The organism is Pontimicrobium sp. MEBiC01747 (assembly GCF_053601635.1).
Window position 1 is genome coordinate 1 of record NZ_JBSHNS010000374.1, and the last position, 10050, is coordinate 10050.

The window sequence follows — 10050 nt, forward strand, 5'->3', positions numbered from 1 at the left end:
CGCTAATAGCTTTAGCAATAGGTTTTGTCTTTACAGCTTGTACTAGTGATGATACAACAACAGTTGTAGCTAGAGGAGATTATGAAAATGGGATTATAATTACTGAAGAGGGTAATTTTTCTAATGGAAATGGAGCGGTTACCTATGTATCTAACGATTTAAATACAGTTGAAAATACAATATTTAATAATGTTAATAATAGAACATTAGGGAACTTAGTACAAAGTATGAGTTTTATTGGTAATTTAGGATATATTATTGTTAATGGTTCTAATGAAATTGAAATTGTAGATCGTTATACTTTTGAAAGTATCTCTACTATAGATACAGGGCTTTCTAATCCGCGTTACATGGCAATTGTTAATGGAAAAGGATATATTACTAACTGGGGAGATGGAGGTAATGCAACTGATGATTATGTAGCTGTTTTAAACTTAACAACTAATAGTTTTGAAGCTCCTATTCCTGTAGCAGAAGGACCAGAAGAATTAGTAGTAGTAGGAAATAAAATTTATGTTGCGCACAAAGGTGGGTTTAGCCAAAATAATATAGTATCTGTTATTAATACAGCATCTAACGAAGTGTCGTCTACCATTACTGTTGGCGATGTACCAAATACATTACAAGTTGATAATGTTGGTAATGTTTGGGTTTTATGTGAAGGAAAACCAAGTTGGACAGGTGATGAAACTGCTGGGAAATTAGCAAAAATTAATGTAATAAATAATACGGTAACTACTATAGATTTCCCAGTAGCAACACATCCAAAGCATTTGTATTTTGCGAATAATAATTTATACTATTATTTAAATGGTGGGCTATATAAAATGACAACAACATCTACAACTTTACCAACTACTCCTGAATTTTCAGGTGTAAATTTTTACGATTTTAGTGTACGAGGAAACCAATTATTTGGGTTAGATAATAATTCTTTCTCTGCATCTGAGAGTTTCTTAAAAGTGTACGATTTAACAACAAATACAGAGACTAACTCGTTTAACCTAGGGCCTTTTGCAGGCGAAGTTTATTTTAATTAGTACCCCTAATTTTAAAAATAAAAAGGCTTTCAATTTAAATTGAAAGCCTTTTTTTATACCTCTTGTAAATCGCAAAACCAAAATCCCGTTTTACTATTAGCGTTAGGAGTATTGTATTCTCTATATATTTTTTCTCCAATAGAGAAGGGAACTGGGTGTTTAAAAATGGGACCATCGTAACAAAACGTATGAAATTCTCCATTTTCACCACATGGATCTACACCTTCAGGTAAGTTTTCAATAAGTTCCTTAGTTAATAGTTTGCCTACAAAATCTTCATTAAAGTACTTTGCGCTGGCACAAACAATAACTGCCTTAAACCCTAAATTTAAAAAGGTGTTAATAAGATCAGTTGTATTTGTTTTCCAAAGCGGGAATAAGGCTTTAATATTTTGTTTACTTAAATGTTGCTCTCTATAAGCCTTTAAATCTTCTAAAAAAATATCTCCAAATACACAATGTGTATAGCGTTTTGCCTTTAAACCATTTAAAGCATTACGCATAATAGTTTCATAATCTTCCATAGTTGGTTGTTCTGGAAGTTCTATGGTTTGTAATGGAATACCAATAGCTTTAGCTTGCTTTTGTAGTAATGCAGTATGTAAACCATGCATAGAAACTCTATTATAATGCGAGTTTACTGTTGTAACTAATGTATCTATACTATAATTAGTATCTTGTAAAAGATAGTACAGTGCTAAAGACGAATCTTTACCCGTACTCCAATTAAAATAAGTTTTGTGCATACTATTGTTTACTATCTATATACATAGCTTTAGGAAGAGGCATTAAATCGTTATTATCACCAACTTCTTTTATTATCTCATTAGTAGTGTTTAGCTGTATTCTATTATTATCTGCAATATGCATTAGTGCAACAGCTAAAAATGGTTCGTTTTCGTTTCCTAACACACCAAGATTACCAATGCTTTCTGTAAATGGAATATCTGGTATTAAACCATCTGCAGGAACATCATCATTATCTTTATTTACAGATAAAGCGACTAAAGGTTGCAAGGCATAGGTGTGGTTTGGGTTTGCTCCAGTTCTACTAAAATTAGGAGAATCGTATAGTGTAATTGAGGCTTGAGATTTTCCTGTTGTATTTGTTCCTATATGTATAACATTAATATAGGCATCTAAACTGTTAATAATCATTTCACTTGCAGAGGCTGTTCCTGGAGTTGCTAATACATACACTGTCTCTAAATTTAAACTGTTTACGTCTGTAGAGAAATTAAAATTGGTGTTATTAGATTGTTGTAAATTGTTATACACTAGTTTAGAAAATACTTGATTTCCAAATTGACCAGTAACCATACTACCTAAAAGGCTAGCAGAATTTACAGAGCCTCCAGGGTTATAGCGTAAATCTAAAACTAAATGTTGTACATTATTTGCTTGAAAAGTAGCAAATGCAGCATTTAATTGATCGTTAAAATTAGCGGTAAACCCATTATACATTAAATAACCTACATTTTGACTTTCTACGGTTAAAATTTCGGTTTTAAAAACGGGATTTTCTGTATATGCCACTTTGGTAAGTGATACTGTTTCTGTAGTATTTTCTACAGTATCATCATCTGTTGCAGTTGTACCATTATCATTATATGTCGCTAAATTTAAAGTGTAGCTATCCTGGCCTAATAAACTTCTCCAGTTATTAACTGTTAGTTGAGTCCCATTTACCGCATAGAATAAATTGCCACGTTGTAGGTTTTCGTTTTCGGCACTTGTATTAGGTAAAATGTAGCGTACATAACCATAAACATTATCACTAGTACTATTATAGCGTCTTAGACCAAACTGCATACCATTGGTAGAACTTACACCAGCTAATTGCTGCTCTAAAGCCAAATAATCGTTAGTAATCCAACTAAATCTATCAACAGTAGCTCTATTGTATATTAAACTTTCAAATAAAGTTTCTGGTTGAAACCCATTTAAATAACTATTATAATCTGAGCTTAAAGCTTTGTTAGTTATTAAATTAGGGACTTCATCTCTATAGACATAAAAATCGTGCATAGCTCTATATACAAAATCATTAATATCTGTAGTACTTATAGGGTTATCGTCTCTATCTTCAAAACAACTTGTAATAGATAAAATAACAAGAAGGAGTAAAGCAATTTTTGAAGTTTTTTTCATAACGTATCTATTTCTTTTTCAGTTTAAAAATAGGTACTTTAATTGAGATTAAAAATTTTTTGTAACAAAATTAAAAGTCGTTCGTCGTAATAACATAGAGCGATAAAAAAGCTTTTATAACCACAACCAAAAAATGACACAAAAGGAATTTTTAAATATTGTAACCCCTTTTAAAGACAAAGTCTTTCGATTAGCGAAACGTCTTTTAGTTTCGACCGAAGAAGCGGAAGATGCTACACAAGAGGTTTTAATAAAATTATGGAATAATAAAAAGAAAATATCAGAATATAAAAACATTGAAGCATTTTCAATGACTATGACAAAGAATTTTTGTTTCGATAAATTAAAATCTAAACAATCACAAAATTTAAAAATTGTACATAGTAATTATCAAGACCATAATGTCGCTTTACAAAAGCAAGTAGAATTAAATGATAGTTTAAATTGGGTAGATCGCATTATGGAAGACTTACCAGAACAACAAAAACTGGTAATACAGTTAAGAGATATAGAGCAATACGAATTTAAAGAAATTGCTAAAATGCTAGATATGAACGAAACGGCAATACGTGTAACGCTATCTAGAGCAAGAAAAACAATAAGAGAAAAATTAACAAAAACACATAACTATGGTGTTAAATAATATAGAACAACTACTAGAAAAGTACGAAAACGGTGAGACATCACTAAAAGAAGAGCAGCAGTTAAAAGACTATTTTTCGCAAGAAACTGTAGCGCCACATTTAGAAATGTATAAACCTATTTTTTGCTATTTTTTGGTAAACCAACAAGAACAGTATACTAAACACGTATCACTAAAAACTAAACGCGTAATAAATTACAAGTGGATATCGGTTGCAGCAGTTACGGTTCTTATGGCAGGATTCTATTTTAATCGCCCTGTAGAGGATGAGTTAGGTACTTATGATAATCCTGAACAAGCTTATGAAGAGATTACTAAATCTTTAAATTTAGTTTCGCAACAGTTTAACAAAGGAACATCAAAAGTTAATTACTTAGAGACTTTAGGGCAAGCGACTAAACAAGTCACTTATCTAGATGAAATGAATAATCCTATGGATAGGATTTTTAAAAACAACTAAAAAGAAAGATTAAAACCTTAAAAAAACAACAATTATGAAAACAATAAATATAACATTCAATACAATGAAAAAGACCGTAGTATTATTTGCATTAGCTATACTATTAATGCCATTAACAGCAATGGCGCAGAAAAATATTTTTGATAAATACAGCGATAACGAAGATGTAACTTATGTATCTATAAAGCCAAAAATGTTTCAAATGCTAGCTAAAATAGATATCGATACAGACGATAAAGATGCTAAAGAGTTTTTAGAAATGGTAAACAGTATTACTAGCTTTAAAACTATGGCAACAGATAATAAAGCAATTGCAGCAGATATCGCAGGTTGGGTTAAATCTCGTTCTAATAGTTTAGAAGAATTAATGGAAGTAAAAGACGATGGTACTATAGTTAAATTTTACGTAAAAGAAGGTAAAGATGCAGACCACGTTAAAGAACTTTTAATGTATGTAAACGGATTAGATGAAAAAATGAAAGATGCTAACATTAATATTAATGGCAAAAAAAGAAGTATAGAAACTGTTGTTATTTCTTTTACAGGAGACATCGATTTAAATCAAATCTCGAGATTAACAAGCAAGATGAATTTACCAGGAGGTAAAGAATTAGAGAAGAAAGATAAAAAATAATAAACCAATAACAACTCATCAATTATGCAACAACTAATCAAAATTACTGTTATAACTATTTTATCGGCTATTATGCTGTTAAGCTGTAAAAACGAAGCGTCTATACAAACTTATATTGTAGAACATCAAGACTTACCAGATTATAAAGCTGTAGATATTTCTGCAAATATTGTAGACTTTTCTAAAGCAGATTTAACAGCCGAACAGAAAGAAACACTTAACTCTTTAAAGAAGCTAAACTTTTTATTATATCGTTCTAAAAAAGATGATTTAGAAGCCTATAAAGCAGAATTGGCTAAGGTTAAAAAAGTGTTTAAGAATGAGAAGCATAGCGAACTTATGGAGTTTAGTTCTGGTAAAACTAAATTTAGAGTAAGTGCTATAGGAGACGATAAAACGGTTGATGAAATTTTGGTATTAGCCAGCTCAAGCGATTTTGGTTTTGGCTTGCTTAGAGTTTTAGGAGACGAAATGAATCCTGAAAAAATGGTTGCATTAATTAGTAAACTGCAAAATGCAGATGTTGACGATAGTCAACTCAACGGAATTATGGATTTCTTTAAATCTTAATTAAGAGAAAAGATTTTTATAGTTTATATGTTAAAGAGCTTAAAAAAAGTTCATAAAAAAAAGGATTGTTGGCGCAATCCTTTTTTGTTTTTATAAAACTCTAACCCTCTTATAATAAAAGTTAGAGTGTCTTTAAGTGTGCTATATTTATATTCCTGTATAATTACTAGGAGTTATGGCTTTTAACTCAGTTTTAATAGTATCGTTAACCTCTAGAGTATCTATAAAATTAGCTATAGACGTTTCTGTAATAGCTTCGTTAGTACGAGTTAATCCTTTTAAAGCCTCATAAGGGTTTGGGTAAGCCTCACGACGTAAAATCGTTTGAATAGCTTCTGCAACTACGGCCCAATTATTTTCTAAATCTTGTGCAAATTTAGTTTCATTTAATAATAACTTGCCTAAACCTTTTAAAGTAGATTTAAAGCCTATTAAAGTATGTCCAAACGGTACACCAACATTACGTAATACAGTACTATCTGTAAGATCACGTTGTAAACGAGATATAGGAAGTTTTGCCGATAAATGTTCGAAAATAGCATTTGCTATACCTAAATTCCCTTCACTATTTTCAAAGTCTATAGGGTTTACTTTATGTGGCATTGCACTACTTCCTACTTCTCCAGCTTTAATTTTTTGCTTGAAGTAATCCATAGAAACATAAGTCCAAATATCGCGATTTAAATCTATAATAATTGTGTTAATGCGCTTTAAACAATCGAACAATGCAGCCATGTGGTCATAATGTTCAATTTGTGTAGTAGGGAAGGAGTGGTATAACCCTAATTTTTCTTGTACAAATGTACTACCAAAAGTTTTCCAGTCTATGGCTGGGTAAGCTACTTTGTGCGCATTGTAATTACCAGTAGCACCACCAAATTTAGCAGCACTAGGGATATCGTTTAATAAGTTGAATTGTTCTTCTAATCTAACAACGAATACTTCAATTTCTTTTCCTAATCGTGTAGGAGAGGCTGGTTGTCCATGTGTTCTTGCTAACATTGGGATATCTGCCCATTCTTTAGCTAACGTTTTTAAACGTTCTAAAACTGCAAAATATTCAGGAACATAAACATCGTTCATAGCCTCTTTAATACTTAAAGGTACAGCGGTGTTATTTATGTCTTGAGAAGTTAAACCAAAATGAATAAACTCTTTATAATCACTTAGGTTCAAGGCATCAAATTTTTCTTTAATGAAGTATTCAACGGCTTTTACATCATGATTTGTTACTTTTTCAATATCTTTTATCGCTTGCGCATCTTCCGAAGAAAACGTTTTGTATATAGCACGTAAATCTTCAAAAATAGAAGCGTCTATTGAAGACAGTTGAGGTAAAGGCTGTTCGCAAAGCGCGATAAAATATTCTATTTCTACTAAAACTCTGTATTTTATAAGAGCTTCTTCAGAAAAGTAATTGGTTAAAACATCGACCTTATTTCTATAACGACCATCTATTGGTGAAATAGCATTTAATGTTGATACTGACATAGTGTGTTGTGTTGTTGTTTTTTTGAAAGCTGCAAAGATAGGTTTTTGTATGCCGAATTACGAATTACAAATTATGATTTTTAAAAGTCGCTCTAGGTTTAAATATTTATTAATAAAAAAGCAGTAAGAATATTTAGAGACTAAAGTGTTATTTATAATAAGTTGGTTATTTTTTTAGTTGCTTTAAAATACGTCTAGCTCTGGCTTTAAACCCAGAACTTTGCATTTGGTAATCGCGCTCTAAAATCATAACCAATTCTGGATGTACCCAATCGTAATCCCTACCTAATAAATATAATGTATTCATAGCGTAAGCTTTAGGTGCTATTTTTTCATCATTAATCATCCAGTCGAAACAAGCTTCAATAATTCTCTCATGATGAATAGGCGATAAGGCAGATTGTATTTTGTTTTCTGTTTTAGAGTAGTATGCAGTTATTAAATATTCACAAACTTTAGCAACTGGGCGTACGGCAGAATCTAAATGTACTTTACCTATGTTTTTGGTAAACATATCTAAATAGGGGATAACAGCTTCTAGGTTCTCTCCACACATAAACTCAAAAACCCATCCGGCTCTAGGAGAAATTTTATCATCTACCATAAATAAAATGTCTAATAGAATAGGAACTAAATTAGGATTGTCTATAACTAAATTGGCATAGTACAGACGTTTTTCGCGTGAGTGATTCACATAATTTAATTCTTGATATAAGTCCTCTTTAGTCAATCGTTTTGTATTTTTAAAGCCTAAAACTAATAAATAATGAAAGGACTTAAAAAAATACTTATTGTTTTATTAGCAATATTTATTGTTGCTCAATTTTTTGGACCAGAAAAAAACGAAGGCGATATAGCTTCTATGGATGCCTTTTTAGAAGAGACAAACCCGCCAGAAGACGTTAAAGTTATTTTACAGGAAAGTTGTTTCGATTGCCATAGTAATGTTACTAGATACCCATGGTATAATAATATAACTCCAGTTAATTATTGGTTAGCAGACCATATAGAACATGGCACAAAGCATTTTAATGTTTCTAAGTGGAACGGAAATTCTATAAAACGAAAAGACCATAAATTTGAAGAGCTTATAGAAATGGTGGAAAAAAAGGAGATGCCATTACCATCTTATACTTGGACGCATAGTGAAGCCAATTTAAGTGATGAACAAATTGAAGCTGTAGTAAAATGGGCTAAAGAAGTTCGTTTAAAATACCAAATAGCCATGCCAAGACCTCAATAATTACCCTTGTAATTAAGTAAAAAGCATATAATTGATTGTTTTTTAGGTGTTTAATTAGTTAAGTCTAGTAAAACTATAGGTTATTATTGGGAGTTTTAAGAATAGTATTTTATATTTGTCTCGAGGGAGTTAAATGTGTAAATTAATCTATTCGCTATTACAATTTGAAAAAACAGTTATTAATCATTGGTTTTGTTTGGCCCGAACCCAAGAGTTCTGCTGCGGGCAGTAGAATGATGCATCTTATAGAGATGTTTCAATCTAAAGATTACGATATTACATTTGCAACATCTTGTGCCAAAAGTAAAAATGCTTTCGATCTAGAAAGTATAGGCGTAACGACTAAAGCCATTGTTTTAAACGATTCAAGTTTCGATATTTTTATTAAGCGATTAGATCCAGACATTGTTTTGTTTGATCGTTTTATGATTGAAGAACAATTTGGTTGGCGTGTTGTAGAACAATGTCCACATGCATTAAGGATACTGGATACAGAAGATTTGCATTGTTTACGAAAAGGAAGACAACAAGCACTAAAAGATAATACAGTATTTGATATAGACCATTTATATAATGATGTCGCTAAACGTGAAATTGCAAGTATATATAGATGTGATTTAACCATTATGATTTCTCAAGTAGAGATTGAAATATTGAAACATCAATTTAAAGTAGATGAGCATTTATTACAATACCTACCATTTTTACTAGATTCTATTTCTTTAAAATCTCAAAAGGAGCTACCTAATTATAAAAAACGAGAACATTTTATAACAGTAGGAAACTTTCTACATGAACCTAATGTAGATGGATTAATACATTTAAAAGAAAACATTTGGCCATTTATACGTAAAAAACTACCTAAAGTTGAAATTCATATATATGGAGCTTACGAGTCTCAAAAAGCAAAGCAATTACATAGCGAAGAAGATGGTTTTTTAATTAAAGGTTTTGTAGATGATATTAATGAAGTAATGCAACATTATAGAGTTTGTCTCGTTCCGCTTCGTTATGGAGCTGGTTTAAAGGGAAAAATAATAGATGCCATGCTAAATGGAACACCTTGTGTAACCACTAGTATTGGAGCAGAAGGCATGTATGGTGACTTAGAGCCTAACGGTTTTGTTGAAGATGACCCTAAAGAATTTACTATTAAAGCAATAGAATTATATACAAATAAAATTTTCTGGGCAGGAAAACAGAAAAACGGAGTAAAAGTTATTAATATTCGTTTTGATAAATTATTATTTACTGCCGATTTTTTACATCGTTTAGAACTACTACAAAACGGACTTGAAGCACATCGTAAAAGTAACTTTACAGGTACAATGTTAATGCACCATACATTACAAAGCACCAAGTATATGAGTAAGTGGATAGAGGAGAAGAATAAATAAAATTAATATTAAAACGATTTTACTCCAGTTATAACATCTTAAATAGCTAAGCTTTTTTTACTTTTTTATTAAAAATAGATATAGATATTATATTTTTATATAATAATCTAACATGTATCCTTTTTTTATCAATCAAAATTAAAAACATAATATCATGAAAAGCTTTTGTAAATTATTAATAGCAATTTTACTATGTGGTAGTGTTAATGCACAAATGAATTCTAAACAAATAGATTCGTTAGTAAATTATGCTATGAGTAAATTTAATGTGGCAGGCACAGCGGTTGCAGTTGTAAAAGATGGAAAAATAATTCATAACAAGGGATACGGTGTAAAATCTATAGAAACTAAAAGCCCAGTAAATGAACATACCCAATTTGCAATAGCATCAAACAGTAAAGCATTTACAACAGCGGCTTTG

General features: G+C 30.8%; 12 protein-coding genes. 8 read left to right on the forward strand and 4 right to left on the reverse strand.

What is annotated here, in order from left to right:
- The coding region (locus ACVC2P_RS12055; protein ID WP_452598720.1) for a YncE family protein at positions 1 to 1040 on the forward strand (1040 nt) is incomplete at its 5' end.
- 53 nt (positions 1041 to 1093) lie between these two features.
- Here ACVC2P_RS12055 and ACVC2P_RS12060 read toward each other — a convergent pair.
- Both ACVC2P_RS12060 and ACVC2P_RS12065 read right to left on the reverse strand, forming a co-directional pair.
- On the reverse strand, positions 1094 to 1786 hold the full coding sequence (locus ACVC2P_RS12060) for a Dph6-related ATP pyrophosphatase (protein ID WP_452598721.1): 693 nt from the start codon (positions 1784 to 1786) through the stop codon (positions 1094 to 1096).
- 1 nt (position 1787) lies between these two features.
- Positions 1788 to 3191 (reverse strand): S41 family peptidase, encoded by a 1404-nt coding sequence (locus ACVC2P_RS12065; protein ID WP_452598722.1) that lies wholly within the window; start codon positions 3189 to 3191, stop codon positions 1788 to 1790.
- A 133-nt stretch (positions 3192 to 3324) separates the two neighbouring features.
- On the opposite strand from ACVC2P_RS12065, the gene ACVC2P_RS12070 reads away from it, so the two are divergent.
- Genes ACVC2P_RS12070 through ACVC2P_RS12085 form a run of 4 tightly spaced genes read left to right on the forward strand, consistent with a single transcriptional unit; the run spans position 3325 to position 5498 of the window.
- Complete coding sequence (locus ACVC2P_RS12070; RefSeq protein WP_452598723.1) at positions 3325 to 3834, forward strand: RNA polymerase sigma factor; 510 nt, start codon at positions 3325 to 3327, stop codon at positions 3832 to 3834.
- On the forward strand, positions 3821 to 4294 hold the full coding sequence (locus ACVC2P_RS12075; protein ID WP_452598724.1) for a hypothetical protein: 474 nt from the start codon (positions 3821 to 3823) through the stop codon (positions 4292 to 4294). The genes ACVC2P_RS12070 and ACVC2P_RS12075 overlap by 14 nt, the downstream gene beginning before the upstream one ends.
- Before the next feature lie 34 nt (positions 4295 to 4328).
- Complete coding sequence (locus tag ACVC2P_RS12080) at positions 4329 to 4928, forward strand: DUF4252 domain-containing protein (protein WP_452598725.1); 600 nt, start codon at positions 4329 to 4331, stop codon at positions 4926 to 4928.
- 24 nt (positions 4929 to 4952) lie between these two features.
- Entirely contained in the window at positions 4953 to 5498 is a 546-nt protein-coding gene (locus ACVC2P_RS12085) for a DUF4252 domain-containing protein (RefSeq protein ID WP_452598726.1), read from the forward strand.
- A 147-nt stretch (positions 5499 to 5645) separates the two neighbouring features.
- On the opposite strand, the gene purB is transcribed toward ACVC2P_RS12085, so the two are convergent.
- Together purB and ACVC2P_RS12095 are read right to left on the reverse strand one after the other, a co-directional pair.
- A complete protein-coding gene (gene purB / locus ACVC2P_RS12090) occupies positions 5646 to 6989 on the reverse strand; it encodes an adenylosuccinate lyase (RefSeq protein WP_452598727.1) in 1344 nt (447 codons plus the stop codon).
- Between the two features lie 166 nt (positions 6990 to 7155).
- On the reverse strand, positions 7156 to 7719 hold the full coding sequence (locus ACVC2P_RS12095) for an adenylosuccinate lyase (protein ID WP_452598728.1): 564 nt from the start codon (positions 7717 to 7719) through the stop codon (positions 7156 to 7158).
- A gap of 36 nt (positions 7720 to 7755) precedes the next feature.
- Here ACVC2P_RS12095 and ACVC2P_RS12100 point away from each other — a divergent pair, with 36 nt between their 5' ends.
- From ACVC2P_RS12100 to ACVC2P_RS12110, 3 genes are all read left to right on the forward strand, one after another.
- Positions 7756 to 8232: a heme-binding domain-containing protein gene (locus tag ACVC2P_RS12100; RefSeq protein ID WP_452598729.1), complete on the forward strand. Its 477-nt coding sequence runs from the start codon at positions 7756 to 7758 to the stop codon at positions 8230 to 8232.
- Between the two features lie 164 nt (positions 8233 to 8396).
- Entirely contained in the window at positions 8397 to 9629 is a 1233-nt protein-coding gene (locus ACVC2P_RS12105) for a glycosyltransferase (RefSeq protein ID WP_452598730.1), read from the forward strand.
- A 154-nt stretch (positions 9630 to 9783) separates the two neighbouring features.
- On the forward strand, positions 9784 to 10050 hold a 267-nt coding region (locus tag ACVC2P_RS12110; protein ID WP_452598731.1), incomplete at its 3' end, for a serine hydrolase domain-containing protein.

Excerpts from the sequence above, each read along its gene's own strand:
- ACVC2P_RS12065 (WP_452598722.1), bottom strand. The coding sequence starts at position 3,191 with ATGAAAAAAACTTCAAAAATTGCTTTACTCCTTCTTGTTATTTTATCT.
- ACVC2P_RS12100 (WP_452598729.1), top strand. The coding sequence starts at position 7,756 with ATGAAAGGACTTAAAAAAATACTTATTGTTTTATTAGCAATATTTATT.
- ACVC2P_RS12070 (WP_452598723.1), top strand. The coding sequence starts at position 3,325 with ATGACACAAAAGGAATTTTTAAATATTGTAACCCCTTTTAAAGACAAA.
- ACVC2P_RS12080 (WP_452598725.1), top strand. The coding sequence starts at position 4,329 with ATGAAAACAATAAATATAACATTCAATACAATGAAAAAGACCGTAGTA.
- purB (WP_452598727.1), bottom strand. The coding sequence starts at position 6,989 with ATGTCAGTATCAACATTAAATGCTATTTCACCAATAGATGGTCGTTAT.
- ACVC2P_RS12060 (WP_452598721.1), bottom strand. The coding sequence starts at position 1,786 with ATGCACAAAACTTATTTTAATTGGAGTACGGGTAAAGATTCGTCTTTA.
- ACVC2P_RS12085 (WP_452598726.1), top strand. The coding sequence starts at position 4,953 with ATGCAACAACTAATCAAAATTACTGTTATAACTATTTTATCGGCTATT.
- ACVC2P_RS12075 (WP_452598724.1), top strand. The coding sequence starts at position 3,821 with ATGGTGTTAAATAATATAGAACAACTACTAGAAAAGTACGAAAACGGT.